General features: G+C 72.8%; 19 protein-coding genes. 7 read left to right on the top strand and 12 right to left on the bottom strand.

Going from position 1 to position 26,450, the window contains the following annotated elements; translation table 11 throughout:
• The first annotated feature begins 330 nt into the window (after positions 1-330).
• A complete protein-coding gene (locus tag ACF1AL_RS02455) occupies positions 331-2,571 on the top strand; it encodes a molybdopterin oxidoreductase family protein (RefSeq protein ID WP_391825357.1) in 2,241 nt (746 codons plus the stop codon).
• On the opposite strand, the gene ACF1AL_RS02450 is transcribed toward ACF1AL_RS02455, so the two are convergent.
• Entirely contained in the window at positions 2,558-2,989 is a 432-nt protein-coding gene (locus tag ACF1AL_RS02450) for a gamma-glutamylcyclotransferase family protein (RefSeq protein ID WP_391779918.1), read from the bottom strand. The two genes, ACF1AL_RS02455 and ACF1AL_RS02450, sit on opposite strands and share 14 nt — an antisense overlap.
• Positions 2,990-3,119: 130 nt before the next feature.
• On the opposite strand from ACF1AL_RS02450, the gene ACF1AL_RS02445 reads away from it, so the two are divergent.
• Positions 3,120-4,793, top strand: coding sequence for a M4 family metallopeptidase (locus tag ACF1AL_RS02445; protein ID WP_366834647.1), 1,674 nt, complete (start codon positions 3,120-3,122; stop codon positions 4,791-4,793).
• Between the two features lie 109 nt (positions 4,794-4,902).
• Here the strand turns inward: ACF1AL_RS02445 and ACF1AL_RS02440 are convergent, their stop codons facing one another.
• Together ACF1AL_RS02440 and ACF1AL_RS02435 are read right to left on the bottom strand one after the other, a co-directional pair.
• On the bottom strand, positions 4,903-6,045 hold the full coding sequence (locus ACF1AL_RS02440) for a phosphatidylserine/phosphatidylglycerophosphate/cardiolipin synthase family protein (RefSeq protein ID WP_384209030.1): 1,143 nt from the start codon (positions 6,043-6,045) through the stop codon (positions 4,903-4,905).
• 131 nt (positions 6,046-6,176) lie between these two features.
• Entirely contained in the window at positions 6,177-6,545 is a 369-nt protein-coding gene (locus ACF1AL_RS02435; protein ID WP_391825356.1) for a hypothetical protein, read from the bottom strand.
• A 240-nt stretch (positions 6,546-6,785) separates the two neighbouring features.
• Between ACF1AL_RS02435 and ACF1AL_RS02430 the strand changes: the two genes are divergently transcribed.
• Complete coding sequence (locus ACF1AL_RS02430; RefSeq protein WP_366834644.1) at positions 6,786-7,307, top strand: hypothetical protein; 522 nt, start codon at positions 6,786-6,788, stop codon at positions 7,305-7,307.
• A gap of 116 nt (positions 7,308-7,423) precedes the next feature.
• The gene (locus ACF1AL_RS02425) at positions 7,424-8,047 is read left to right on the top strand and encodes a class F sortase (protein ID WP_391659413.1); all 624 of its coding nucleotides are present in this window, start codon (positions 7,424-7,426) and stop codon (positions 8,045-8,047) included.
• On the opposite strand, the gene ACF1AL_RS02420 is transcribed toward ACF1AL_RS02425, so the two are convergent.
• Positions 7,952-8,377: a helix-turn-helix domain-containing protein gene (locus ACF1AL_RS02420; protein WP_366834642.1), complete on the bottom strand. Its 426-nt coding sequence runs from the start codon at positions 8,375-8,377 to the stop codon at positions 7,952-7,954. The genes ACF1AL_RS02425 and ACF1AL_RS02420 overlap by 96 nt on opposite strands.
• Before the next feature lie 98 nt (positions 8,378-8,475).
• Between ACF1AL_RS02420 and ACF1AL_RS02415 the strand changes: the two genes are divergently transcribed.
• Positions 8,476-9,354 carry an NAD(P)-dependent oxidoreductase gene (locus ACF1AL_RS02415; RefSeq protein ID WP_391694983.1) on the top strand — a complete coding sequence of 293 codons (879 nt, stop codon included), beginning with the start codon at positions 8,476-8,478 and terminating at the stop codon, positions 9,352-9,354.
• A gap of 117 nt (positions 9,355-9,471) precedes the next feature.
• On the opposite strand, the gene nirD is transcribed toward ACF1AL_RS02415, so the two are convergent.
• The 8 genes from nirD to ACF1AL_RS02375 all read right to left on the bottom strand — a co-directional run bounded on the left by nirD (position 9,472) and on the right by ACF1AL_RS02375 (position 22,499).
• Positions 9,472-9,822, bottom strand: coding sequence for a nitrite reductase small subunit NirD (gene nirD, locus ACF1AL_RS02410; RefSeq protein ID WP_391694980.1), 351 nt, complete (start codon positions 9,820-9,822; stop codon positions 9,472-9,474).
• On the bottom strand, positions 9,819-12,458 hold the full coding sequence (gene nirB, locus ACF1AL_RS02405; protein ID WP_391694977.1) for a nitrite reductase large subunit NirB: 2,640 nt from the start codon (positions 12,456-12,458) through the stop codon (positions 9,819-9,821). The genes nirD and nirB overlap by 4 nt, the downstream gene beginning before the upstream one ends.
• Positions 12,459-13,664, bottom strand: coding sequence for an NAD(P)/FAD-dependent oxidoreductase (locus tag ACF1AL_RS02400; protein ID WP_391694974.1), 1,206 nt, complete (start codon positions 13,662-13,664; stop codon positions 12,459-12,461).
• Between the two features lie 514 nt (positions 13,665-14,178).
• A complete protein-coding gene (locus tag ACF1AL_RS02395; protein ID WP_391825355.1) occupies positions 14,179-16,473 on the bottom strand; it encodes an FtsX-like permease family protein in 2,295 nt (764 codons plus the stop codon).
• Positions 16,470-17,123 (bottom strand): ABC transporter ATP-binding protein, encoded by a 654-nt coding sequence (locus ACF1AL_RS02390; protein ID WP_391695245.1) that lies wholly within the window; start codon positions 17,121-17,123, stop codon positions 16,470-16,472. Before ACF1AL_RS02390 ends, ACF1AL_RS02395 begins: the two co-directional genes overlap by 4 nt.
• Positions 17,124-17,218: 95 nt before the next feature.
• Positions 17,219-17,638, bottom strand: coding sequence for a hypothetical protein (locus ACF1AL_RS02385; RefSeq protein WP_391694969.1), 420 nt, complete (start codon positions 17,636-17,638; stop codon positions 17,219-17,221).
• A 397-nt stretch (positions 17,639-18,035) separates the two neighbouring features.
• A complete protein-coding gene (gene ppdK, locus ACF1AL_RS02380; RefSeq protein ID WP_391825354.1) occupies positions 18,036-20,783 on the bottom strand; it encodes a pyruvate, phosphate dikinase in 2,748 nt (915 codons plus the stop codon).
• A gap of 483 nt (positions 20,784-21,266) precedes the next feature.
• Complete coding sequence (locus ACF1AL_RS02375) at positions 21,267-22,499, bottom strand: ROK family protein (RefSeq protein ID WP_366834712.1); 1,233 nt, start codon at positions 22,497-22,499, stop codon at positions 21,267-21,269.
• A gap of 119 nt (positions 22,500-22,618) precedes the next feature.
• On the opposite strand from ACF1AL_RS02375, the gene ACF1AL_RS02370 reads away from it, so the two are divergent.
• Together ACF1AL_RS02370 and ACF1AL_RS02365 are read left to right on the top strand one after the other, a co-directional pair.
• Positions 22,619-24,142 carry a hypothetical protein gene (locus ACF1AL_RS02370; RefSeq protein WP_391825353.1) on the top strand — a complete coding sequence of 508 codons (1,524 nt, stop codon included), beginning with the start codon at positions 22,619-22,621 and terminating at the stop codon, positions 24,140-24,142.
• Positions 24,143-24,160: 18 nt separating this feature from the next.
• Positions 24,161-26,098 (top strand): glycogen debranching N-terminal domain-containing protein, encoded by a 1,938-nt coding sequence (locus tag ACF1AL_RS02365; RefSeq protein ID WP_391825352.1) that lies wholly within the window; start codon positions 24,161-24,163, stop codon positions 26,096-26,098.
• Positions 26,099-26,450 lie beyond the last annotated feature (352 nt).

Here is a 26,450-nt window from a genome sequence, read left to right as displayed (position 1 = left end):
GGGGCACGTGGCGTCTCCGGTGACCGGGCGCGTGCAGGACGTCTCCGGGCGGGCGCAGGACGGCTCCGGGCGCGTGCAGGACGTCTGCGGGCGGCCAGGCGGGGAGCGGCCTCGCCGCGTCCGAGCGGGGCGGATACCGCCTGCTCACGGCGCCCCGGCGCGGCGGCGGCCCGACCGCGCCGAGACCCGGCGGGCGGGTGCCGTCTCCCCGTCACCGGTGGGCGACGGGGGCGCCTCACGGTGGGCGGGTAGGCGTCGGGAGGTCGTCGTCCCGGGCGTGTAACACCAGGTCGTGCGGGGGCGTAACACGGCCCGCGCAGGCTGAGGGGCATGCAGAACACCGCGACGCCCACGCACTGCCCGTACTGCGCCCTGCAGTGCGGGATGAACCTCACGCCGGCCCCCGCGGGGTCCGCGGGGACGGTGGAGGTGACCGAGCGCGCGGACTTCCCGGTGAACCGGGGCGCGCTGTGCGGCAAGGGCCGGACCGCGCCGGCCGTGCTGTCCTCCCGGGTGCGGCTGACCTCGCCGCTGGTCCGCTCGGCCGCCGGGACGCTGGAGGAGGCCTCCTGGGAGGAGGCGCTGGACCGGATCGCCGAGCGGCTGCTGCACACGCGCGTGGCGCACGGCCCGGACGCGGTCGGCGTGTTCGGCGGGGGCGGCCTGACCAACGAGAAGGCGTACGCGCTCGGCAAGTTCGCCCGGGTCGTGCTCGGCACCTCGCAGATCGACTACAACGGCCGCTTCTGCATGTCCTCGGCCGCCGCGGCCGGCACCAAGGCGTTCGGCCTGGACCGCGGGCTGCCGTTCCCGCTGGAGGACATCCCGAAGACCGGCTGCGTGATCCTCGTCGGCTCCAACCCCGCCGAGACCATGCCCCCCTCGATGCGCTACTTCCACGAACTGCGGGAGAACGGCGGCAAGCTCATCGTCGTCGACCCGCGCCGCACGAGGACCGCCGAGCAGGCCGACCTGCACCTGGCGCCCCGGCCGGGCACCGACCTCGCCCTCGCCCTGGGCATGCTGCACCTGGTGGTCGCCGAGGGCCGCACCGATGAGGCGTACATCGAGGAGCGCACCCACGGCTGGGAGGAGGCCCGGGCGGCGGCGATGGCGCACTGGCCGGAGTACGTGGAGCGGATCACGGGGGTGTCCGTTCCCGAACTGCGCGAGGCGGTGCGGATGTTCTGCGAGCCGCAGGCGGCGATGGTGCTCACCGCGCGCGGCCCGGAGCAGCAGTCCAAGGGCACCGACACGGTGGGCGCGTGGATCAACCTGTGCCTGGCGACCGGGCGGGCCGGCCGTCCGCTGTCCGGGTACGGCTGCCTGACCGGGCAGGGCAACGGGCAGGGCGGCCGTGAACACGGGCAGAAGGCCGACCAGTTGCCCGGCTACCGCAAGCTGGACGACCCGGCGGCGCGGCGCCATGTGGCCGGGGTGTGGGGCGTGGACCCCGACTCGCTGCCCGGACCCGGCCGCAGCGCCTACGAGTTGCTGGACGCGCTCGGCGGGGACGTGCGCGCGCTGCTGCTGATGGGCTCCAACCCGGTGGTGTCCGCGCCGCGCGCCGCGCACGTCGAGGAGCGCATCCGGTCGCTGGACTTCCTCGCCGTGTGCGACGTGGTGCTGTCGGAGACGGCGGCCCTCGCCGACGTCGTGCTGCCGGTGACGCAGTGGGCGGAGGAGACCGGCACGACGACGAACCTGGAGGGGCGGGTGCTGCTGCGCCGGCAGGCGGTCGCACCGCCGCCGGGGGTGCGCAGCGACCTGCACGTGCTGCACGGTCTGGCCGCCCGCTTCGGCGTGGAGAAGGGCTTCCCGACCGATCCGGAGGAGGTCTTCGAGGAGCTGCGCCGGGCCAGCGCGGGCGGGCTCGCCGACTACTCCGGGATCACCTACCGGCGGCTGGCCGAGGAGAACGGCGTGTTCTGGCCGTGCCCGGCCCCGGATGCCGCCGTCGTGGACGGGGGCGAGGACGCCGCGCCGGACGCGCCGCCCGAGGACGACCCGGCCGGTGAGGACGACCCGGCCGGTGAGGACGACCCGGCCGGTGAGGCCGACGCCGCCCCGGCGCCGGGTACGGCCCCCCACCCGGGCACGCCCCGGCTGTTCCTGGACGCGTTCGCCACGCCGGACGGCCGGGCGCGGTTCGCGCCGGTGTCGCACCGCCCCTCGGCGGAGGAGCCGGACGAGGAGTACCCGGTGCTGCTGACCACCGGCCGGGTGGTCGCCCAGTACCAGTCGGGCGCGCAGACACGCCGCGTGGACGAGCTGAACACGGCGGCGCCGGGCCCGTTCGTGGAGCTGCACCCGCGCCTGGCGGCCCGGCTGGGCGCGGCCGAGGGCGACCCGGTGGCCGTCGTCTCGCGGCGCGGGCGGGCGGTGGCGCCGGCGCGTCTGACCACCGCGATCCGCCCGGACACGGTGTTCATGCCCTTCCACTGGCCGGGCGCGGGCCGCGCCAACACCCTGACCAACCCGGCCCTCGACCCGACCTCGCGGATGCCGGAGTTCAAGGTGTGCGCGGTGCGCCTGGAGGCGGTGAACTCCGCGCGGGTCACCGGCGGCTGAGCCAGTCCCCGCCCTCGATCGGCGTCCCCCGCGCCCGCAGTCGTGCCGCGACCGCGGGCGCGGCGACGTACACCCAGGCCCGCACCGCTGCCCCGTCGCCCTCCCGCACGGCCTCCCGCGCGATGCGGTCGTACAGGCTGCGCGGGTCGCCCGGGACGCAGTCCTCCAACCGGTCGAGGGCGACGAGCAGTTCGTCGTAGGCGTCCGGCCGCGCGGTCACCAGGGCGCCGCTCACCGCTCCCCCGGGCTCCTCGACGCCGTACGGATACCCGGGCCCCTCGTACAGCATCAGACCGGCCATCGTCGCCGGTTCCTCGCGGACGGTGCGACCGCGCAGGAAGAGCGCGTGGTTCGGCTCGCCGGGGCGCAGGGTGCCGTAGACGAAGAACGGGAGGCGCGGCGGGGTCGGGGAGGTCACAGAAACGATTCTCTCCCCTCACACACCTCCCCGTACGCGCTATGGACATGACATGTCATGGCCTCTTAAATCTGGGTCAGCATCTGCGCCGCCCCCACCCGCGCCCCAGCGCGCCTCCCCGAGGAGACCGATGAGTCGGATACGGCAGCACGACCCGCAGGCCCGCGCCCCCCGCAGCTCCCGCAGATCCCGTCTCGCCGCCGCCGGCGTCGCCGCCGGCACCGCGGCCCTGCTGGCCGCCGCCCTCTCCCCCACCGCACAGGCGGCCGACCGGCCCAGCCGGGCCACCGCGATCGCCCACGCCGCGGACGTCCTGCGCTCCCACGCGACCGCCCTCGGCCTGACCGGTGCCGAGAGGACCACGGTCCGCGACGTCATCGTGGACAAGGACGGCACCCAGCACGTGCGCTACGACCGCACGTACCACGGACTGCCCGTCCTGGGCGGGGACTTCGTGGTCCACCTGGCGCCCGACGGCAGCTACCGCAGCGCCTCCCGCGCGACGAGGGCCACCGTCTCCCTGCCGACCGTCACCCCGAAGGTCGCCGGACCCAAGGCCGCCGACCTCGCCGCGAACGCGCTGCGCGCGGTGAACCTCGGCGAGACGCTGCGCAGGCTGACCGCCAAGCCCGAGTTGGTCGTCGACGCCCTGCACGGCGCGCCGCGGCTGGCCTGGCGCACCAACGCCGTCGCCCAGGACGCCCAGGGCAACCCGGTCGCCCGCACGGTCGTCACCGACGCCGCCACCGGCGCCCAGATCGACGCCTGGGACAGCCTGGAGCACATCAGCGGCGACGGCCAGTCGCTCTACAGCGGCACGGTCGCCCTGGAGACGACCCAGTCCGGCTCGTCGTACCAGCTCAAGGACCCCACCCGCGGCAACACCTACACCGGTGACGCGGCGAACAAGACCGACCTGTGCTTCCTGAACATCTGCTTCAGCCGGGCGCCCTCGACCGTCTTCACCGACGCCGACAACCACTGGGGCACCGGCGCCACCGCCGACCGCGCCTCGGCCGCCGTCGACGCCCAGTACGGTACCAACGAGACCTGGGACTACTACAAGAACGTCCACGGCCGCAACGGCATCGCCGGCGACGGCAAGGGCTCCTACAACCGCGTCCACTACGGCAACGCGTACAACAACGCGTTCTGGGACGACAGCTGCTTCTGCATGACGTACGGCGACGGCGACGGGACCACGTTCGGCCCGCTGGTCGCGCTCGACGTCGCCGGGCACGAGATGACCCACGGCGTCACCTCCAAGACGGCCGCGCTGACCTACTCCGGCGAGTCCGGCGGCCTCAACGAGGCGACCTCGGACATCCTCGGCACGATGGTGGAGTGGTACGCCAACAACTCCTCCGACCAGGGCGACTACCTCATCGGCGAGAAGATCGTGAAGCCCGGCTTCGGCAAGGCCGCCCTGCGCTTCATGGACAAGCCCTCCAAGGACGGCAACTCGGCCGACTACTGGAGCAGCACGGTCGGCAACCTCGACGTGCACTACTCCTCCGGCGTCGCCAACCACTTCGCCTACCTGCTCGCCGAGGGCAGCGGCGCGAAGACCATCAACGGCGTCAGCTACGACTCGCCGACCGCGAACGGCTCGACGGTCACCGGGATCGGCCGGGACAAGGTCGGCAAGATCTGGTACCGCGCGCTGACGGTCTACATGACCTCGTCGACGAACTACGCGGGCGCGCGCACCGCGACCCTGAACGCCGCGAAGGACCTCTACGGCGCGGGCAGCGCCGAGTACAACGCGGTGGCCGCGGCGTGGAGCGCGGTCAACGTGAACTGACCCGGTCCTCCGGGTGCCGTTCCGGCGAGGGGATGCCTCCTCGCCGGAACGGCGGTGTCCGGCGGCCGTCAGAACACGGCCGCCGGACGCGGCAGTCGGGGCGCGGTCGTCAGGAGACGGTCGTCGCGTACGAGCTCAGCAGGTTGAAGTTCTGCACGTACGCGTCGTGCGGGGCGTCGCCCTCCAGGCGCAGCAGCGCCTCGTCGTTGTCCCGCAGGGAGGACTCGTCGAGGTTGTGCGAGCCGGTGAAGGTCCACTTCGTGTCGGGGTGGCCGGCGTAGTTGCCCTCGATCGTGAAGTACTTGGAGTGCACCAGGTAGCCGTCGCTGGTGTTCAGCTTCTTCAGCGACAGGTTGGCGTGGCCCTTGAGGGTGGCCTCGTCGTTGCTGTTGGCGTACACGATCTGCACCGAGCAGCCCTGGGCGGCCAGGCCGACCAGCGCCTGGGCGACGGCGTCGCGGTGCAGGGCGAACGCGGCGACGCGCACGATGGACTTGTGCGTGGAGGTGCCGACGGTCGTGTTGCCCGTGCAGGAGACATTGCCCAGGATGTCCACCACGACGTCCCCCGTGGACTGCGGGAAGAAGTAGTACTTCTCGGTGCCGACCTTGGCGGTCGTGTAGTAGTTGCTGGTGCGCTTCTCCGCCGCGAGGTCGTTGAAGTAGTTGACGTACGCCGTGTACAGGTCGGTGTTGCCGACCACGGTGTAGGCGTTGTTGAAGTACTTGTCCACGTTCAGCGAGGTCTGGTTGGCGGAGGCCTGGATGACCACGTCCTCGGCCACGCCCGCGTCGCCGATGCGGGAGAACGTGAAGAACTTGTTGTGGTTGATCGGGTTGGTGCCGCCCGTGGCGATGCAGGCGCCCTGGCTGCCGCACACGTGCACCCAGGAGGTCGCCGACATGCTGGTGCCCAGCTCGGCCTTGAGGCTCGCCACGGCGGCCGAGTCGGCGTACTGCGCGTCCAGCACGACGCGGATGTCGACGCCGCGCTGGTGGGCGCGGATCAGGGCGTCGGCGTAGTCCTGGTCCTTCAGGGCGTACATGCTGGCGCGGATCAGGCGACCGGGCTGGGTGTTGTCGATCGCCTTGATGATGTGGTCCTTCACGGCGTTCTGTTCGGCCACCGTGCCCTTGGGGTTGTTGAACACCGCTCCCGTGACGACGGGCGCGTCCGTCGCGGACGCGGCACCGGTGGTCGGGAGGAACATGGTGGTGGCCAGAAGGGCGGTCACGAGCAGGCGCTTGCGCACGCGGGGGCTCCTGAAGATCGTCTCGGAGGGGGGCACCAGATGAGACCACACCTCTCCACGTTTTCGCCATGCCCATGACCGTCAGGTGACCGGCGGTGGCCCACGGTGGCAGCGGCCGCCCCGGCGGGGTGTCAGTCGCCGGAGAAGCGGATGCGGTGGTCGCCCTCGGGGGCGCCCACGCACCGGTGCGCCCACTCGGCCAGCTTCTCCAGGGCCGCCGACTCCGCCGGGGTGAGCGCGGCGGTGTCCACACGGGCGATGTCGGTGAGCAGCAGCGCGCACCAGTACGCGTCGAAGACGTGGTCCGCGTACGGGTCGAGACGGGCCAGGGTGGGCAGCCGGTCGAAGCCCTGACGGTACGTGAGCCGTCCGATCTCGCCGTCCTCGATCAGGGAGTCCAGGACCTCGACGGGAGTCTCGCGGCGCCCCGTGCGCCGGCCCGCCCGCCGCGGCGGCCGGGGGCCGGGCGCGTCCTTGACCAGTTCGATGAGGAAGCCCATGCGCGCCAGTTTCGCCCAGCGAGTCCTCACCCGTTCACACCGGTGGGGCACCGCCCATCGGGTGCACTTCGCCCGCACCCTGCCCCAACCCGCTGACCTGCTGAAACGGCGCCGGACCGGGCCTGTGGCGATCCCGGGGGACACCCGTTCGCCGCGTTTTTGACGCCCCCTCAGGAAGCGGGCGCGTCGCACTGCGCCTTACCTCGGAAGGGCAGGGGCAACCGATCGCAAGGAGCACCGATGCGACGCACCGTCCGCGTGCTGACCACCGCCGCCTTCGCCGGCGCCGCCCTGGGCGCACTCGCCGCGCCCGGGTACGCCGCGGACACCGGCGGCCTGGAGGTGTACCCGTCCACCGCGGCGCCGGGCGACGACGTCACGGTGAACACGGCGGCCTGCGGCGACGGCGCCGCCGCCACGGGCGACGCCGGCGCGGTCGGCGCGGGCCGGTTCACCCTCGCGCCCAGCACCCACGAGGGCGAGGCGATCGGGCAGTTCCGGGTGCCGCCGAGCGCCCAGCCCGGGACGTACGAGATCGTCGCCACCTGCACCGAGGGCGGCCGCGTCGTCCGCGGCGACCTGGTGGTGGCGCTGGCCGTGCAGCGCGGGCAACTGCAGCCGCGCGGCAGTGTGAAGACGGGGGTCGGCGGAGCCCTGGGCCCCGACCCCGTGCAGACCGCGGCAGGCGTGGCGGCTCTCGCCGTCGCCGCCGCGGGCGGTACCTGGCTCCTGCATCGCCGGGCGAGAGGCGACGGGATCTGACGGACACCCTCCGCTGTCCGTCCGCCGGTACCGCAGATCCCCTCCCCCTCCGGGTCCGACGCCCCTCGCGGCCCGGAGGGGGGTACGGGGACGACACGCTCACGAGAGGGGTCCTGATGCGCCGGGTCGGCAACACCGCGATAGCGACCGTCACCGCGGCCGCCCTGTGCGCCGGGGCCTGGCTGCTGCACAACGGCACCGCCGGGCACGCCCCGCCGCAGCCGTCGGCCGCCGAGGCGTCCGCCGAGCCCGGCGCCGAGCGGCCCGCGGCGCCCGCGCTGCCCCCCTCCCCGCCCGACCGCATCCGGATACCGTCGATCCGGGTGAACGCCCCGCTGATGGGCCTGGCGCTCACATCGGCCGGCAGCCTGGACGTACCGCCCGCCGACCGCAAGAACCTCGCCGGCTGGTACGAGGCCGGCACCACCCCCGGCGAACGCGGCACCGCGATCGTCGCCGGGCACGTCGACAACGCCGACGGCCCCGCCGTCTTCTACGACCTCGGCGCGCTGAAGCGGGGCGCCGCCATCGAGGTGGACCGGCGCGACGGCAGCACGGCCACGTTCACCGTGGACGCCGTCGAGGTCTACCGGGCCGAGGACTTCCCCGACCAGAAGGTCTACGGCGCCGCCCCCCGTCCCGAGCTACGCGTGATCACCTGCGGCGGCGGCTACTCCCGCACGACCGGCTACCAGGGCAACGTGGTCGTCTTCGCCCACCTCACCGGAAGCCGTCGCTGAGCCCTCCCCCAGCACGTGCTCCTTGCCCCACGCGCCCAGCGGCACCAGCGCGGCGTTCAGCGCCTCGCCCCGCGCGGTCAGCGAGTACTCCACGCACGGCGGCACCTCGTCGAACTCCTCGCGGTGCACGATCCCGTCCGCCTCCAGCTCCCGCAGATGCGAGGCGAGCACCTTCTCCGTCACCCCCGGCACCGCCCGGCGCAGCTCCCCGAAGCGGTGCGCGCGCTGCCCCAGCGCCCACAGGATGAGCACCTTCCACTTGCCGCCGATGACGTCCATGGCCGCGTCGACCCCGCACTGGTACGCCCCCGGCCGCCGCCCGATCGCCATCCCCGTCCCCTTCCCCACCTGGTCGCTTACCCGGGGGTGCGCACCCACAACAAAGTGCGTACTTGAGCGGGCCGACACCCCCCAGCAGCCTTGACGCCATGACCGACCCGAACCGTTCCCCGATCACCCTGCTCGGCACCGGCGCCATGGGCACCGCCCTGGGCCGTGCCTGGCTCGCCGCCGGCCACCCCGTCACCGTGTGGAACCGCACCGCCGCCCGCGCCCAGCCGCTCGCCGCCGAGGGCGCCACCGTCGCCGCGACCGCCGCCGAGGCGGTGGCCGCGAGCCGGCTCGTCGTCGCCTGCCTGCTGGACGACACCTCCGTCGGCGAGGCCCTCGACACCGCCGACCTCACCGGCCGGGACCTGGTGAACCTCACCACCGGCACCCCCGCCGACGGCCGCGCCCGCGCCGCCTGGGCCACCGGGCGCGGCGCCCGCTTCCTCGACGGCGGCATCATGGCCGTACCGCCGATGATCGGCGCGCCCGACAGCGGCGCCTACGTCTTCTACAGCGGCTCCGCCGAGCTGTTCGAGGAGCACCGGGACGCGCTCGCGGTGCCCGCCGGCACGGTGTACGTCGGCACCGACCCGGGCTTCGCCGCGCTGCACGACGTGGCCCTGCTGAGCGGGATGTACGGCATGTTCGCGGGCATCGCACACGCCTTCGCACTGATCCGCAGGGAGGACATCGCGCCGAAGGAGTTCGCGCCGCTGCTGGTCTCCTGGCTCGGCGCGATGGCGCCCATGGCCCTGCAGACGGCGGAGCAGCTGGAGAGCGGCGACTACCGCACCGGGGTCGCCTCCCACCTGGCCATGCAGGTCGCCGGCAGCGCCACGCTGCTGCGCACCGCCGAGGAGCAGGGCGTCGACGCCGGGCTGCTCACGCCCGTCCTGGACCTCATGCGGCGCCGCCTCGCGGACGGGCACGGCGACGAGGGCACCACGGGCCTGGTCGACCTGCTCCGCGCCGGGTGACGCACCGGGACCGCCACGGGGGCGGGGGCGGGTCCACCCCGCCCCGCCCCCGCGCCGTGCGTCATGTCGGCCGTCACGGCGGCCGGCGCGGACCTCCGCGTGCCGCGCCGGCCGTCGTCAGCGGGCGCGGACCTCGTACGCCGGCACCCGGACCGACTCGTCGTCCAGGCACTCGCCCGTCAGCAGGTCGAAACGCTGCTTGAGCAGCGGCGAGGCGACGAAGGGGCGCCCCTGGTGGGTGCCGGTCAGACCGCGCGAGAGGACCGCCGCGCCGGTGAACGGGTCGCGGTTGCCGATCGCGTACAGGGCGCCGGTGCGGTCCTGGAAGACGGCCACCTGACGGCCGTCGGGCAGCAGCGCCGCCACCCCGCGGCCGGGGGTCAGGACGCCGAGGTCGCAGACCGTGAACCAGCCGTCGGCGAGCTGCAGTTGCACCTTGAGGTCGGTGGTCTCGAGTGCCAGGGTCATCGCTGGGCGCTTCCTTCCAGGACGTCGGCGGGGTTGTCGGTGGGCCGCATGCCGAGGGACAGCAGCGGCAGGTCGGGCTTGATCTGGTCGCGTTCGGGCACGAAGGCGACGACCGGGTCGGGGGTGTCCGGGGCGTTGACGAAGGACACGAACCGGGCGAGCTTCTCGGGGTCGTTGACGGTCTCGGCCCACTCGTCGCGGTAGTGCGCGACATGCGCCCGCATCAGCGCCTCCAGCTCGTCGCAGATGCCGAGCGAGTCGTGCACGACCACGTCCCGTACGTGGTCCAGGCCGCCCGGGATCCGCTCCAGCCAGGTGCTCGTGCGCTCCAGGCGGTCGGCGGTGCGGATGTAGAACATCAGGAACCGGTCGATGAGGCGGACCAGTTCGGCGTCGGACAGGTCCTGCGCGAGGAGGTCGGCGTGGCGCGGGGTCGCGCCGCCGTTGCCGCCGACGTACAGGTTCCAGCCGTTGGCGGTGGCGATCACGCCGAAGTCCTTGGACTGGGCCTCCGCGCACTCGCGCTGGCAGCCGGAGACCGCCGACTTCAGCTTGTGCGGGGAGCGCAGGCCCCGGTAGCGCAGCTCCAGGTCGATGGCCATCTTCACGGAGTCCTGCACGCCGTAGCGGCACCAGGTCGAGCCCACGCAGGACTTCACTGTGCGCAGCGCCTTGCCGTAGGCGTGCCCGGACTCGAAGCCGGCGTCGACCAGGCGGGCCCAGATCAGCGGCAGTTGCTCGACGCGGGCGCCGAACAGGTCGATCCGCTGGCCGCCGGTGATCTTCGTGTAGAGCCCGAAGTCGCGGGCGATCTCGCCGATCACGATCAGCTTCTCCGGGGTGATCTCACCGCCGGGGATGCGGGGGACGACCGAGTACGAGCCGTTCTTCTGCAGGTTGGCGAGGAAGTGGTCGTTGCTGTCCTGCAGCGCGGCCTGCTCGCCGTCGAGGACGTACCCGCTCGCGCCGATCGACGGGGCGAGGGAGGCGATGATCGAGCCGACGGCCGGCTTGCAGACCTCGCAGCCGTCGCCGCCCCGGGCGCCTTCCCGGCCGTAGCGGTCGAGGAGGTCCTGGTAGGAGGTGATGCGCAGGGCGAGGACGATCTCGTACAGCTCCTGGCGGGTCTGGGCGAAGCAGCCGCACAGCCCCTTGTCGACCTCGACGCCGGAGGCCTCCAGTTCGTCGTTGACGAGCTGGGTGAGCACCTTCACGCAACTGCCGCAGCCGGTACCGGCCTTGGTGCACTTCTTCACCTCGGGCACGGTGGTGCAGTTGTGCTCGGTGACCGCGCCGCGGATGGTGCCCTTGGAGACGTTGTGGCAGGAGCAGACGATCGCGTCGTCGGGCAGCGCGGACGGGCCGAGCTGGGCGGGGGCGCCCGCGCCGGCCGGCAGCACCAGGGCCTCCGGGGCGATCGGCGGGACCGACCCGGTCAGGGCGCGCAGCGTGCCGTACGCCTCGGCGTCGCCCACCAGGATGCCGCCGAGCAGGGTGCCGTCACGGCCGACGACCAGCTTCTTGTACAGACCGGAACGGGAGTCGGAGTAGACGACGTCCAGGCAGTCCTCGGTGGTGCCGTGCGCGTCGCCGAAGGAGGCCACGTCGACGCCGAGCAGCTTCAGCTTCGTGGACAGGTCGGCGCCGGTGAAGGCGGCCTCGTCGTCGGCGAGGGTCGCGGCCGCGGTCTCCGCCTGCTCGTAGCCGGGCGCGACCAGCCCGTACACCCGCCCGTCCACCGCCTGCGCGCACTCGCCGATCGCGAAGACATGCGGGTCGGTGACGGTACGGCACCGGGCGTCGACGGTGATGCCGCCGCGCTCGCCGACGGCCAGGCCGCAGTCGCGGGCCAGCTGGTCGCGGGGCCGGACACCGGCGGAGAAGATCACCATGTCGGTGGCGATCTCGGAGCCGTCGGACAGCTTCATGCCGGTCACGGCTCCGTCGTCACCGACGAGGACCTCCTGGGTGCCCACACCGGTGTGGACGCTGAGCCCCATGTCCTCGATGGTGCGCAGCAGGGCCGCGCCGCCGCCCTCGTCGACCTGCACCGGCATCAGCCGCGGCGCGAACTCCACGATGTGCGTCTCGACGCCGAGCCCCTGCAGCGCGCCGGCGGCCTCCAGCCCGAGCAGTCCGCCGCCGACGACCGCGCCGCTCTTCGCCGTCTTCGCGTACGTCTCGATGGCGAGGAGGTCCTCGATGGTCCGGTAGACGAAGCAGCCGGTGGCGTCCTTGCCGGGGACCGGCGGGACGAACGGGTAGGAGCCGGTGGCCAGCACCAGCGTGTCGTAGGCGAACACCCGGCCCGACCGGGCCGTGACCTTCCGGCCCTCCCGGTCGACGCTCTCGGCGGGGTCGCCGAGGTACAGCTCGATCCCGTGGTCCTCGATGAACCGCAGGTCGGTCAGCGACAGGTCCTGCGGTGTACGGCCGGAGAAGTACGAGGTGAGGGCGACCCGGTCGTAGGCGGGGCGCGGCTCCTCGCACAGCACGACCACGCGGTGCGTGGCGGTCAGGCCGCGCTCGGCGAGCGCTTCGAGGAAGCGCTGGCCGACCATGCCGTGGCCGACGAGCACGATCGTGGGGGTGTCCGTGCGGGTGTCCGTGGGGGTGGCCCCCAGGGTGGCGGTCATTCAGGAGCCTCCGTCGTTGGTGAGCAGGTGGAGCAGGGGGCCGCCGTCCGTCGGGAGCGGCTCTGCTCCCTCCCAGGCGCGGGCGAGCGCGCCGACGGTGCCGAGTTCGCCGACGAGAACCCCGCCGACCAGGCGGTCGTCGCGGACGACGACCTTGCGGTAGGTGCCGCGGGTGGCGTCGGCGAGCTGCACGACGTCGTCGCCGGGCAGCGGGACGGTCTCGCCGAACGCGGCGAGGTCGAGACCGGTGAGGGTGAGACGGGTGAGGGAACGGGTGCCGGTGTAGCGGGCGGCGGCGTTCCCGCCGATCAACTCGGCGAGCACGTCGGCCTGTTCCAGCGCCGGAGCGGCGAGCCCGTACACGGTGCCGTCGTGCTGCGCGCAGTCCCCGAGGGCGTGGATGTGGGGATCGGACGTCCTGAGCCGGTCGTCGACCAGGACACCCCTGTGCACGGCGAGCCCGGCGTCCTTGGCGAGGCCGGCGCGCGGGTGGACCCCGCAGGCGAGGACGACCAGTTCGGCGTCGAGGGCGAAGCCGTCGGCCATCTCCACGGATCGCACGGCACCTCCGACGCAGCGCACGTCGCGCACACGGCACTCGGTGTGCACCTCGACGCCGAGGCCGGTGAGATGCCGGCGGACGAGTTCGGAGGCGCCGGGGTCGAGCTGGCGCTCCATGAGCCGCTCCCCCTGCTGGGCGAGCACGACCTGGGCGCCGCGGACGGCGAGGGCGCGGGCGGCGGACACGCCGAGGAGCCCGCCACCGATGACGACGGCCTTCACGCCGCGCCGCACCGCCTTCGACAGCCCCAGGCAGTCGTCCATGGTCCGGAAGGCGTGGACCCCCTCCGGCAGCTCGTGACCGGGGGTGAACAGCCCCCGCAGCGGCGGCAGCACCGGGTTGGACCCGGTGGCCAGCACCAGCGTGTCGTACGCGATCCGGCTGCCGTCGGCGCAGCGCACGGTGCGCTCGGCGCGGTCGATGCCGGTGACGCGGGCACGCACCAGGCCGGCGGGCGCCGGGAGGGCGATCACCTCCGGGCTGTAGCGCCCGGCCAGCACCTCGGCGAGCAGCACCCGGTTGTACGGCCGGTGCTCCTCCTCGCCGATCAGCGTGGCGGCCACGCCGAGCTCACCGAGCCGCCGGGCGAACCGCACGCCCGCGAGCCCGGCGCCGATCACCACCACACGCGTTGTCGAGGTCATACCCAGGAGCGTCCGCCCCGGGTGTTTCCCGACGGCATCCCACCTGTTACCCCGACGGAACGCTGCGCTCAGCGGGGGCGGGGGGTGGGTGTGAGGGGGCGGGGGCGCGGCGGGCGGGGGCTGGGGGTCGCTGGGGGCGGTGGTGGGGCTGCGCGGTGCTGGGTGGTGGGGGCCGGGCGACGGAAGAGCCGGGGGCAAGGGGGGTGCTGAGTGGCCGCGGGCCCGGGAGGAGGGGTCTCCGGGCGACGGAGGGGCCGGGGGCTAGGGGGTGCTGGGTGGCGGAGGCGCCGGGGGCGAGGGGTCGCCAGGCGACGAGGGGCGCCGGGCGGGGGTGAGCGGGTACGCCGCGGGCGGTGGGGCCGGGCCGGCGAGAGCGGCCCCACCGCGCGCGGCAGCCCCGGCGAGCCCGTCCCTTCGGGGCGGGGACGGTGCCGGGGCCGCCAAGGACCAGGGCGGTGGCACCCGAGGGACCGCCCTGGGCGTCGAGCCCCGGTACGGGCCGGCCCGGGCGCGGTCAGTCCCGGCGGATCAGCTCGGGATCGATCCGCCGCCCGACGAGGGGCAGGGACCCGAGCGCTGCGACGACCACGGCGCCGAGGGCGCAGGCGATAAGAAGGGGTACGCCCTCACCGTCCCAGAAAATGTCCCCACCCCCCGTGACGAGATAACTGGACTCGGCAGCCTTCCCGGCCCCGACGGCCAGCACGAGCCCGACAGCCAAGGGCACGACCACCTGCGCGACCTGCACGGCCCGCAGCGTCCACGGCCGGGCCCCGAGCAACGCGAGCGCAGTAACCTGCGACCGCCGCTCGACGGCCCGGTCGGCAGCGGCGACCAGATAGGCGGCCACACCGATGACCAGGCCCAGGACCATGCCTACGGCGAGGAGGGTCTTGACGATGGCGACCTGACGCAGCGCATCGACATTGATGCCGATGGGCGTGACCTCGGTGGTTGGGTCGATGCCGCCGATGCCATCCAGGACAGAGCGGACAGTGTCCGCGTCCGAACTGCTGGCGAGTGAGAGGAAGGACCCCTCGGGCCGGAACCCCTTCGGCACGTACGAGGGCGGCAGAAGGACGTCGCCCGTGTCCAAAGGGGCAAGGCCTGGCTCAGCGTCGAAGCGCACCCGCTCGGCTGGCACCGTCACCGTCAGCACACGCAGGTCTCCTTTCTCGTTCCGAAGATGGAACGGGAAACTGTCGCCCGGCTTGTGGTCCTCGTAATCGGGCTCTCGAGGATTCACCAGACGTACCGGACGGCCCTCCACACAGCGCCCGAACTCGGGCACCATGTTCCGAGCCTGTCCGCAGGTGGCGATGACGACATGCATCGACGGCACAAGCCCGTCGGCCTCGCGACCCCACGAATTGGCCGTGACGGCATGCCCCCGAATTCCCGGCAGCTTTTCGAATCCCCTCTGGTGCTCTTGTGTCACCCCGTCGAGGCCGATGCTGTATGCCTGCACCGGTGAGTCGTACCTCGTCACCTGATTCAGTTCGATCAGCACACCCTGCACAAGAGAGGCTGCGAAGACCAGGAGCACCAAGCCCGTCGCCACTCGCAGGGCCCCTCCCGGCTCCACCTCGTTGCGCCGCATGGCGAGCCCCAGCGAGACGGAACGAGTCGAGCGGGCGATCCCTCGGGCGAGGACCTGCGACAGAAGAGGCAAGGCCAGCACCAGGCCCAGGCCGACCAGAGCGACCGCGATCGGCATAAGGATCGAAGAGACCTTGGTGTCTCTCGGCGCATGGCCCGTGGCACCGGCCACGCAGTACCCCGCCACAATCCCCAGCCCCGGCACAAGGGGTAGGAGCCCCCATCGCGTCGGACGCTTGGCCACAGCACTGCGCCGCACTTGGAGGGGGTTCGCAGCCGCGCGACGGGCACCGGCGCGTCCCACGAACCAAGCCAGGGCCGGACAGCCGACCAGACACAGCAGCAGCGTCGTGGCGGACAGGGATCCGTCCGAGGGGTACCACTTGAAACCAGGTAGCCCGACCCGCGCGACGAATTGATTGACGAGCCAGTAGGCGCCGAGGCCGAGAAGGGCACCGCACAATGCCGCAGCCACCGTTTCCGCCGCGTTGACACGCTGTACGCCCTTGCTGCTCAGCCCCAGCAATCGCAGCGCGGCCAAGCGTCGGGCTCGTGCGGCCGCAGAGAGTCGCGCGCAAACCGACAGAAAGACGGCGAGCGGAAGGAGAACCACACCGGCAAGAGTGAAACGCACGATCTCGAGCGCGGACGGTTCCACAGTGGGGTACGGCGCATACGACTTCCCGAAATAGGAAATTCGCCATCCGTCTTTGAGCTCATCCCGGGTGACACCGATGTACGCGTAGAGCTCATCCGGGCTGGAAAGCCCCCGGGCGCCGATCTGCCCGCGCACTGTCCCGGGGAGGAGCTGGGAAAGGCCTGGCTCCCGTTCGAGAGCATCGTGGAGGCGGGGAGAGACGTACAGTTCACCGGGCTTCGGCAACTCAGGCAGGCCGGGGGGCGGCTGCATCGATGCGGTCCCTCGTGCCAGAAAAACACGCGTCATCGGCCGCGCCCCGTACGGGTCCCGCCGCGTGAGCTCGAGAGCGGCCTTGTCACCGGAGCTGCAGTATCCGTCCACCGGCGACTCGCAGCCGGGTTCCCGAGCAGCCTGTCTTGCATCCTGAGCCGCAAGGATGCCGGGGATGGCGAGCACCATGGCCAGGCAGCAGACGCCCACCGTGCCCCCGGCCACCATGAGGAGGAAGCGCACGCGATTCCCGCGACCGCTGCCCAGCAGCAGACGGAGACCCAGGAGGAATTCCCTCAACTCTCCTCCCTAGGAGCGGGGATGAGCATCCCGTCGCGCATGGTGTAACGGGTGTCCGCGCGAGCGGCCACCTGACTGTCATGCGTGACAAGTACGACCGCCGTGCCCTGCGACCGCGCGAGAGTCAGGAACTCCTCCAGCACCGCTTCTGCGTTGGCGCTGTCGAGTGAGCCCGTCGGCTCGTCGGCGAAGACCACCGCGGGCTGGTGAACCAGCGCACGGGCGACGGCGACACGCTGACTCTGCCCACCGGAGATCTGCGAGGGCCTGCGCTGCCGGAGCTCGGCGAGCCCCAGTCGTTCCAGCACCTCACCTGCGGCAGCCAATGCCTGCGATTTCCGCTGCCCAGCCAGGCGCAAGGGCAATGCGGCGTTTTCCTCGACGGTCAACTCTGGGAGCAGTTCACCGTATTGAAAAACAAACCCGAACCGTTCACGCCGCAGTGTGCTGAGTTCCTCGTCATCCAGCTCTGCCAGCGCCCGGCCCTCAAAGCGGACCACACCGCCGACGACCGGCAGCACCCCTGCCATGCAGTAGAGCAGCGACGACTTTCCTGAGCCACTCTGACCGGTGATCGCCATGACTTCGCCACGCCGCACGGTCAGTTCAGCGTTCCTGACCGCCCTGGTTTCACCGTAGTAAAGGTCGATGTCCTTCGCTGACAGGACTTCTTGCGTGCTGATTTCGCCCCCTTGGGCCGGAAGGCCCGAGTGGTCGCACCCGGGCCTTGAAAGTCGGGCCGGCGTTATCCGAGGTTCCGCGTGCGCCGGAATGTGTCGGAGCAGTTGTCCGGGTGCAGACTGCCCCGGTCACGGCAGGCCCTGAGGCGGGCGTCGTTCGTGTAGAGCTCAGCGCCGTCGAAGTTGGAGTGGCGCATGAAGACGGTCCGGCGCTGCTTGCCGTAGTAGCGCACCCAGTCGTGACCCGAGACACGGACCTGCATGTAGACGTTGTGGCCGTCGTTCGCGTTCTCGTCGGCCAGGTACCCCGACCATTCGAACGAACCGTTGTTCTCGTGGGGGTTGTTGAGCCTGTACTGGCCCTTGTGGAACTGCACACCGGCCGATGCCATCGTGGGCAGAGGCTGCCAGGAGGCCGCCATGGCAGCCCCCGCGCCCACGATGAAAGTGCCCGCCGCAAGCACGGCCGCCAATACCTTTTTCATCCCTCGCCTTCCTGCAACCCGGAGCCTGGGTGCGCCGGTGACTACAGAAGGTAATGGGTATGTAACGTGGCGAATCCTTCATCCATCGGACGACCACCACATCAGGTGATTGAGGCTCACAGGTCAACGCCCCTCACCCCGCGCCCCGTTCGGCCTCGGGCAGACGAAAGAGCGGCACCCCCGCACAAGGGTGCCGCTCTTTCTCGTGGGCCGGAGCCGTCGCCGATCGGTGAGGGTCGGGTGACAAGCGGCGGCTCCGGGGTTCGGCCGGCCGTCGGCGGCGGCCGGGCCTCGGTGCCCCGGACAGGAGGGCCCGCGCCCGGCCGGCCACCGGCGGCCGGGGTTCAGCCGGTTCCCGGGGCCGTGGACCCCGCATGGCCCACGGTCCCGGCAGGGATCAGCGGTGGTCGCTGCCCTCCGACTGGGTCGCGGCGCGGCCGGCCTCCAGGCGGGCCACGGGGATGCGGAACGGGGAGCAGGAGACGTAGTCGAGGCCGACCTCGTGGAAGAAGTGGACCGACTCGGGGTCACCGCCGTGCTCGCCGCAGACGCCGAGCTTCAGGTCGGGGCGGGTCTTGCGGCCCGCTTCCGCCGCGAGCTTCACCAGGGAGCCGACGCCGTCCTTGTCGATCGTCTCGAACGGGCTGACGCCGAAGATGCCCTTCTCCAGGTAGGCCGTGAAGAACGAGGCCTCCACGTCGTCGCGGCTGAAGCCCCACACCGTCTGCGTCAGGTCGTTCGTGCCGAAGGAGAAGAACTCCGCGGCCTCCGCGATCTGGCCGGCGGTGAGCGCGGCGCGCGGCAGCTCGATCATCGTGCCGATCGCCAGCTTCAGCTCGGTGCCGGTCGCCGCCTCAACCTCCGCGATGACCTTGTCGGCCTCGTCGCGGACGATCTCCAGCTCCTGGACGGTGCCGACGAGCGGGATCATGATCTCGGCGCGCGGGTCGCCCTTGGCCGCCTTGCGCTCCGCCGCCGCCTCCGCGATCGCGCGGACCTGCATGGTGAACAGGCCGGGGATGACGAGGCCGAGGCGGACGCCGCGCAGGCCCAGCATCGGGTTCTGCTCGTGCAGGCGGTGCACGGCCTGCAGCAGGCGCAGCTCGTTCTCGTGCGGCTCCTGGCGGGACTCCGCCAGCGCCACGCGGACCGACAGCTCCGTGATGTCGGGCAGGAACTCGTGCAGCGGCGGGTCCAGGAGACGGACGGTGACGGGCAGGCCGTCCATCGCCTCGAAGAGCTCGACGAAGTCCTTCTTCTGCAGCGGGAGCAGCGCCTTCAGGGACGCCTCGCGCTCCTCCTCGGTGTCCGCCAGGATCAGGCGCTCGACCAGCTCGCGGCGGTCGCCGAGGAACATGTGCTCGGTGCGGCACAGGCCGATGCCCTGGGCGCCGAAGCGGCGGGCGCGCAGCGCGTCCTCGGCGTTGTCGGCGTTGGCGCGCACCCGCAGGCGGCGCTTGCGGTCGGCGAACGCCATGATGCGGTGGACGGCCTCGACGAGCTCGTCGGCGTCGTCGGCGCCGGCGTGCATGCGGCCCTCGAAGTACTCGACCACGGGGGACGGGACGACCGGGACCTCACCGAGGTACACCTTGCCGCTGGAGCCGTCGATGGAGATCAGGTCGCCCTCCTCGACGACCTGGCCGCCGGGCACGGTCATCCGGCGCCGCTTGGTGTCGACCTCCAGCTCCTCCGCGCCGCAGACACAGGTCTTGCCCATGCCGCGGGCGACGACGGCCGCGTGGGAGGTCTTGCCGCCGCGCGAGGTGAGGATGCCCTCGGCGGCGATCATGCCGTCCAGGTCGTCGGGGTTGGTCTCGCGGCGGACGAGGATGACCTTCTCGCCGGAGCGGGACCACTTGACCGCGGTGTAGGAGTCGAAGACGGCCTTGCCGACGGCCGCGCCCGGGGAGGCCGCGATACCGCGGGCGACCTGCTGGATCTTCGCCTTCTCGTCGAAGCGCGGGAACATCAGCTGGGCGAGCTGGGCGCCGGTGACGCGCTGCAGCGCCTCCGCCTCGTCGATCAGGCCCTGGTCGACCAGCTGCGTGGCGATGCGGAAGGCCGCGGCCGCGGTGCGCTTGCCGACGCGGGTCTGCAGCATCCACAGCTTGCCGCGCTCGATGGTGAACTCGATGTCGCAGAGATCCTTGTAGTGGTTCTCAAGGGTCTCCATGATCTGCATCAGCTCGTCGTACGACTTCTTGTCGAGCTTCTCCAGGTCGGCGAGCGGCACGGTGTTGCGGATGCCGGCGACGACGTCCTCGCCCTGCGCGTTCTGCAGGTAGTCGCCGTAGACGCCCTGGTGGCCGGAGGCGGGGTCGCGGGTGAAGGCGACGCCGGTGCCGGAGTCGGGGCCGAGGTTGCCGAAGACCATGGAGCAGACGTTGACGGCGGTGCCGAGGTCGTGCGGGATGCGCTCCTGGCGGCGGTAGAGCTTGGCGCGGTCGCCGTTCCAGGAGTCGAAGACCGCGCGGATGGCGAGGTCCATCTGCTCGCGCGGGTCCTGCGGGAAGTCCCGGCCGGTCTCCTTCTTCACGATCTTCTTGAAGGTGGTGACCAGCTTCTTGAGGTCGGCGGCCTCCAGCTCGGTGTCGACCGTGACCTTCTTGGCCTCCTTGGCCTTCTCCAGCGCCTCTTCGAAGAGCTCGCCGTCGACGCCGAGGACGGTCTTGCCGAACATCTGGATGAGGCGGCGGTAGGAGTCCCACGCGAAGCGCTCGTCGCCGGCCTGGTCGGCGAGGCCCTTCACGGACTTGTCGGAGAGGCCGATGTTGAGGACGGTGTCCATCATGCCCGGCATGGAGAACTTGGCGCCGGAGCGTACGGATACCAGGAGGGGGTTGTCGGCCTGGCCGAGCTTCTTGCCCATCCGGGTCTCGAGCGCGTCGAGGTGGGCGCTCACCTCGTCACGCAGTGCCGCGGGCTCCTCGCCGCTGTCGAGGTAGACCTTGCAGGCCTCGGTGGTGATGGTGAAGCCGGGCGGGACCGGAAGGCCCAGGTTCGTCATCTCCGCGAGGTTTGCACCCTTGCCTCCGAGGAGGTCCTTGAGGTCCTTGTTGCCCTCGGTGAAGTCGTAAACGAACTTCACGCCCTCAACGCTGTTGCCCGACGCGGGTCGCTGCTGATCTTTGTTTTCCGACACGGGTCTCGACTCCTCGAGGACGCGGTGGCTGCCCTGACGTGGAGGAACATACCCAGATCGAAGGCACCTGGGTACGTCCACTTGCCGGTCATGCGCCCGTAACCAGTCGTCCGCCAGCGGATCGAAAGTCAAGGCTTGGCAAGCAACCGACGCTTGTTGTTTTCACTTCTTGAACGCATCAACACCCGTAGACCGTCGAGAGCGCTCATGTGAGCGGCTTTCGGCACGTCTGATTTTCTCCGATGAACGATCACCTGGTGGCACTCAGTGCCACCCTTTGATGAAGTGCAGTCGCTCTTGATCCGCTCATCTGAGCGCAACCCTTATCAGGGGTGGCGAGAATCACGCTCCCACAGGCGGCGGGATTTCACCATGCGGACGGGCGTCCCCGGCCCGAGAAGCCTCACACCGCCGGCGCCTCACACCGCCGGCGCCTCAGCCCGCCGGCACGTCAGCCCGCCGCCGCCTCAGCCCGCCGGCGCCTCACACCCCCAGCGCCCGCAGCCGCTCCTCCGCCCGCTCCGGCGCGTACAGGTGCTCCACGACCAGCGCCCCGGCGCCCAGCACCGCGGCCCGCTCCCCCAGCCGCGAGGTCACCACCTCCAGCCGGGCGGTGGAGCGCGGCAGCGCCCGCTGGTACAGCAACTCCCGTACGCCGGTGAGGAACGGCGTCCCGGCCAGGTCCCCGGCGATCATCAGCACGCCCGGGTTCAGCAGCGTCACCACCGTCGCCAGCACCTCGCCCACCCGGCGCCCGGCCTCCCGCGCCAGTCCCACGGCCTCCGGGTGCCCCGCCGCCAGCAGGTCCCGCACATCCGAGCCGGACGCCGCCGGCACCCCCGCCTCCGCCAGCCGCCGCGCCACGGCACCGCCGCTCGCGACGGCCGCCAGGCAGCCGTAGGACCCGCACCGGCACAGCGCCCGCTCGCCCCCGGGCACCCGGATGTGGCCGATGTCGCCGGCCCCGCCGTCGATGCCGCGGTAGACGGACCCGTCCACCACCACACCGGCGCCGATCCCCGTCGACACCTTGACCAGGACGAAGGCCGAGCAGTCCGGGTGGGCGGCGCGCTGCTCGCCGTACGCCATGAGGTTGGCGTCGTTGTCGACGAGGACCGGGATCGCCGTGGCCGGAGTGCCGGTGTGGTCGGCGAAGGAACGGGCGAGGCGGCCCGTTATGTCGTAGCCGTCCCAGCCCGGCATGATCGGCGGCTGCACGACCCGGCCCGACTCGCTGTCCACCGGGCCGGGCACGGCCAGCCCGATCCCGCACACCTCCCCCGCGCCGCGCCCCGCGCCGGACAGCAGGCCCGCGAACCAGCGGCCCAGTTCGCCGAGCACCGCCTCGGGCCCGTCCTCGACGACCAGGGTGCCGGTGCGCTCGGCGAGGATGTCGCCGGTCAGCGTCAGCAGGGCCGCCCGCGCGTGCCGGGTGTCCAGGTCGGCGGCCAGCACGACGGCGTGCTCGTCGTCGAACTCCAGGGTGATCGACGGGCGTCCGCCCAGCGGTGAGCCGACCGGGCCGCCGGGGCCCTCGCGCAGCCAGCCGGCCCGAAAGAGCCGGTCCAGGCGCTGGCCGACGGTCGCCCGGGACAGTCCCGTCGCCTGCTGCAGCGCCCCGCGGGTGGTGGCGCGGCCGCTGCGCACCAGTGCCAGCAGGTCTCCGGCACCGGCCTGGTTCCCGCCGCGTCCTGTTCTGCCGGGCCGTCCCGTCATGCGCACCCCCTTGTGCTTCCCCATCGTGCATTACATAGTGAGTTTTGCGTGTTAAATAGACGTAACCCTAGGTGGTCCCGGCCGGCCCGTCCGGCCGCACGACGTTCGGGGAGTCCCGCGTGGATCGCACGGCCCAGCTCACCGGCCCCGGCAGCGGAACCGGCACAGGCGCCGGTACCGGCACCGGCACCGCCCCCGGCACCGGGCGGGAGACCGCATACGATCCGCCGCCCGCCGCCCTTGAGCTGCGCCGCCGGGCCGCCGCCGTGCTGGAGGCCAACTGGACCGGCACCTCCACCGTGCCCTCCCGCCGCCTGTATCCGCACCAGTGGTCCTGGGACTCGGCCTTCATCGCGATCGGCCTGAGGCATCTGTCGCCGTTACGGGCGCAGACGGAGCTGGAAACGCTGCTGGCCGCCCAATGGGGCGACGGGCGGGTGCCGCACATCGTCTTCAACCCCTCCGTCCCGCTCGACGCCTACTTCCCGAGCCCCGACTTCTGGCGCTCCACCACCGCCGGGCGCACCGCCGGCGCCCCGCGCACCGTACAGACCTCCGGCATCGTGCAGCCACCGGTGCACGCGCTGGCCGCATGGCTGGTGCACCGCGCCGATCCGCGACTGTCCCGGGAGCGCGGCTTCCTCGCCCGGCTGTACCCGCGGCTGGCCGCCTGGCACCGGTATCTGCTGCACCGGCGGGACCTGGGCGGCGGCGGGCTGGTGTCCGTGGTGCACCCGTGGGAGCAGGGCATGGACAACAGCCCCTGCTGGGACGCCCCGCTCGCCCGGATCACCCCCGCCCCGGCCCGTTCCTTCCGCCGCGCCGACCTCGACCACGGCGCCGCCGGGGACCGGCCCACCGACCTGGACTACGGGCGGTACGTGCGGCTGGCGGGCGACTACCGGGACCGCGGCTACGCCGACGGGCCGGGTGCGTTCGCCGTCGAGGACCCCGCGTTCAACGCCCTGCTGATCGCCTCCGAGCACGCGCTCGCCCGGATCGCCCAGGAGCTGGGCGCGCCCGCCACCGCCCGGCACGCGCGCGCCGAGCGGCTGACCGGGGTGCTGGTGCGGCGGCTGTGGGACCCGGTGCGGCAGATGTTCCTGTGCCGGGACGTCGCCGGTGGCGGGCTGATCCCCGAGCGCGGGGTGTCCGGGCTGGTTCCGCTGCTGCTGCCGGCGCTGCCGCGCGCGCAGGCCGCCGCGCTCGTCCGCACGCTCACCGGCCCGCACTTCGGGCTCGGCACCACCGCCCGTCTGGTGCCCAGTTACGACCTGCTCGGGGAGTCCTTCGACCCGCACCGCTACTGGCGGGGCCCGGCGTGGTTCAACACCGCCTGGCTGCTGGAGCGGGGGCTGCGGACGCACGGCGAGGCGTCGCGGGCGGACGCCCTGCGTGCGGCGATGCTCGGCCTCGCGGACGCCACGGGTTTCGCCGAGTACACCGATCCGTACACCGGCGCGGCCTGCGGGGCGACCGGTTTCGGCTGGACGGCGGCGCTCGCGCTGGACCTGGCCGCCACGGGCCCCGTGTCGCACGAGCCCGCGTCGCACGGCCCCGGCTCGCACGCACGTCAAAAGCTGGACAAGAGTGCACAAAAGGGCGTGTCCGCGCCGGGCGCCGACGCGTTCCACCAGGGGTGACAAGGGAGGGGACCTGGGATGACGGACCGGCATCATCTGCTCGTGCACGGCGCGACGTTCGCGGCCGTGGGCGACCGGGGCGACATCAGCGGGGTCCGCGGCGGCAGCCGTCCGGACGGGCTGTTCGTGCGGGACGCCCGGCACCTCAGCCGCTGGCAGCTCACCGTCGACGGGGCCGTGCCCGAGGTGCTCACCCCGGTCGCGGACGGGGACACCGCGTCCTGCGTGCTCGTCCCGCGCGGGGGCCGGCAGGAGCCGCCCGCGCACACGCTCTTCCGGGAACAGGCCGTCGGGGACGGCTCGTTCGTGGAGTCGCTGCGCGTGACCAGCAACCGCCCCGCGCCGACCACCCTCCGGCTCGCCCTCACCGTCGACGCCGACTTCACCGACCAGTTCGAGCTCCGCGCCGACCACCGGACCTACGTCAAGGCCGGCGCCGTACGCTCCCGTGAAGTCCTGCCCGACGGCATCGAGTTCACCTACCGCCGCGCCGAGTGGCGGTCCTGTACGACGATCACCGCCGACCCGGCGCCCGACGCCGTGGAGGAGACCGGCACGGGCGCCCGCCGCCTGGTGTGGACGGTGGAGCTCGGCCCGCACGCCACCGCGGAAGTCGTCCTGCGGGTGATCGCCCGCCCGCACGGCGACCGGCGCGCCCGGCGCGTGCCCCGCGACCCGGCCGCCGTGACCCGCCGCCTCAAGGCGCTGGAGGCGGCGTTCATGGAGGGCGTCGCCTTCCCGGCCGGCCGGCCGGAGCTGGCCGCGGCCTGTGCGCGCGGCCTCGCGGACCTCGCGGCGCTGCAGGTGCCGGCGCGCGGACCGGACGGCGAGGACCTGCGCGTGCCCGCCGCGGGAGCACCGTGGTTCCTGACCCTGCTCGGCCGGGACGCCCTGCTCACCGCCCTGTTCACGCTCCCCTACCGGCCCGGCCCGGCCGCCGGCACGCTGCTCGCGCTCGCCGCGACCCAGGCCCGCGAGGGCGGCACGGAACCGGTCGCCCAGCCCGGCAAGATCGTCCACGAATTACGGTACGGGGAGCTCGCGCACTTCGGTCAGGTGCCGTTCCGGCGGTACTACGGCTCGGTCGACGCGACGCCGCTCTTCCTCGTGCTGCTCGGGGCGTACGTCGAGCACACCGGCGACACGCACCTGGCGCGCCGGCTCCAGCCGCACGCCCGCGCCGCCGTCGGCTGGATGCTGGACCACGGCGGCCTCACCTCCCGCGGCTACCTGGTCTACCGCGCCGACCGGGGCGGCCTCGCCAACCAGAACTGGAAGGACTCCCCCGGCGCGATCTGCTCCGCCGACGGCAGCCGCCCCACCGGTCCGGTGATGGCGGCGGGCGCTCAGGGCTACGCCTACGACGCGCTGCGGCGCACGGCGTGGCTGGCGCGCACGGCGTGGGCGGACGAGGTGTACGCGGCGCTGCTGGAGCAGGCCGCCGCCGATCTGCGCGACCGCTTCCAGCGGGACTTCTGGATGCCGGAGCACGACTTTCCGGCGCTGGCCCTGGACGGGGCGGGCCGCCGGGTCGACGCGCTGGCCTCGGACGCCGGGCATCTGCTGTGGTCGGGGCTGCTGGACAAGGAGTACGGCGAGCAGGTGGGCCGGCGGCTGCTGCAGCCGGACTTCTTCTCCGGCTGGGGGGTGCGGACGCTGGCCGCGGGGCAGCCGGCGTACCACCCGCTGTCGTACCACCGGGGCTCGGTGTGGCCGCACGACAACGCGGTCATCGCGCTGGGGCTGGCCCGGTACGGGCTGCACGACGAGGCACGGGAGATCGCGCGGGGCCTGGTCGACGCGGCGGCGGCGAGCGGGCACCGGCTGCCGGAGGTGCTGGCGGGCTACGGGCGGGACGTGCACGGGGAGCCGGTGCCGTATCCGCACGCGTGCGTGCGGGAGGCCCGGTCCGCGGCCGCGCCGCTCGCGTTGCTCACGGCCGTGGGCGGCGTGTGACGCGGGTGCGCCCACCACAGGGGCGAGGACACCGGCCGGGCCGCGCGCAACCGTGTACCGGGCCCAGGACACCACCGGGACGCGGGCAACCGTGCGCCGGGGCGAGGACACCACCGGGCCGCGGGCAACCGTGCGCCGGGGCGAGGACACCGCCGGGCCGCGCGCAACCGTGTACCGGGGCGAGGACACCGCCGGGACGCGGGCAACCGCGTGCCGAGCCGAGGACACCACCGGGCCGCGCGCAACCGCGTGCCGAGCCGAGGACACCACCGGGACGCGCGCAACCGTGTGCCGGGCCGAGGACACCGCCGGGACGCGGGCACCGTTTGCCGGGTGTTTGCCCGGGCTCCTG

Source organism: Streptomyces sp. NPDC014801, from assembly GCF_043082085.1.
In the GTDB taxonomy this organism is placed as follows: domain Bacteria; phylum Actinomycetota; class Actinomycetes; order Streptomycetales; family Streptomycetaceae; genus Streptomyces.
Note: the sequence above shows the minus strand (reverse complement) of the source record. Positions and strands in the feature narration are given on the sequence as shown.

What these genes read in the sequence shown, in the direction of transcription:
- ACF1AL_RS02455 (WP_391825357.1), top strand. Translation starts at nt 331, where the DNA reads ATGCAGAACACCGCGACGCCCACGCACTGCCCGTACTGCGCCCTGCAG.
- ACF1AL_RS02445 (WP_366834647.1), top strand. Translation starts at nt 3,120, where the DNA reads ATGAGTCGGATACGGCAGCACGACCCGCAGGCCCGCGCCCCCCGCAGC.
- ACF1AL_RS02435 (WP_391825356.1), bottom strand. Translation starts at nt 6,545, where the DNA reads ATGGGCTTCCTCATCGAACTGGTCAAGGACGCGCCCGGCCCCCGGCCG.
- ACF1AL_RS02430 (WP_366834644.1), top strand. Translation starts at nt 6,786, where the DNA reads ATGCGACGCACCGTCCGCGTGCTGACCACCGCCGCCTTCGCCGGCGCC.
- ACF1AL_RS02425 (WP_391659413.1), top strand. Translation starts at nt 7,424, where the DNA reads ATGCGCCGGGTCGGCAACACCGCGATAGCGACCGTCACCGCGGCCGCC.
- ACF1AL_RS02420 (WP_366834642.1), bottom strand. Translation starts at nt 8,377, where the DNA reads ATGGCGATCGGGCGGCGGCCGGGGGCGTACCAGTGCGGGGTCGACGCG.
- ACF1AL_RS02415 (WP_391694983.1), top strand. Translation starts at nt 8,476, where the DNA reads ATGACCGACCCGAACCGTTCCCCGATCACCCTGCTCGGCACCGGCGCC.
- nirD (WP_391694980.1), bottom strand. Translation starts at nt 9,822, where the DNA reads ATGACCCTGGCACTCGAGACCACCGACCTCAAGGTGCAACTGCAGCTC.
- nirB (WP_391694977.1), bottom strand. Translation starts at nt 12,458, where the DNA reads ATGACCGCCACCCTGGGGGCCACCCCCACGGACACCCGCACGGACACC.
- ACF1AL_RS02400 (WP_391694974.1), bottom strand. Translation starts at nt 13,664, where the DNA reads ATGACCTCGACAACGCGTGTGGTGGTGATCGGCGCCGGGCTCGCGGGC.
- ACF1AL_RS02385 (WP_391694969.1), bottom strand. Translation starts at nt 17,638, where the DNA reads ATGAAAAAGGTATTGGCGGCCGTGCTTGCGGCGGGCACTTTCATCGTG.
- ACF1AL_RS02375 (WP_366834712.1), bottom strand. Translation starts at nt 22,499, where the DNA reads ATGACGGGACGGCCCGGCAGAACAGGACGCGGCGGGAACCAGGCCGGT.
- ACF1AL_RS02365 (WP_391825352.1), top strand. Translation starts at nt 24,161, where the DNA reads ATGACGGACCGGCATCATCTGCTCGTGCACGGCGCGACGTTCGCGGCC.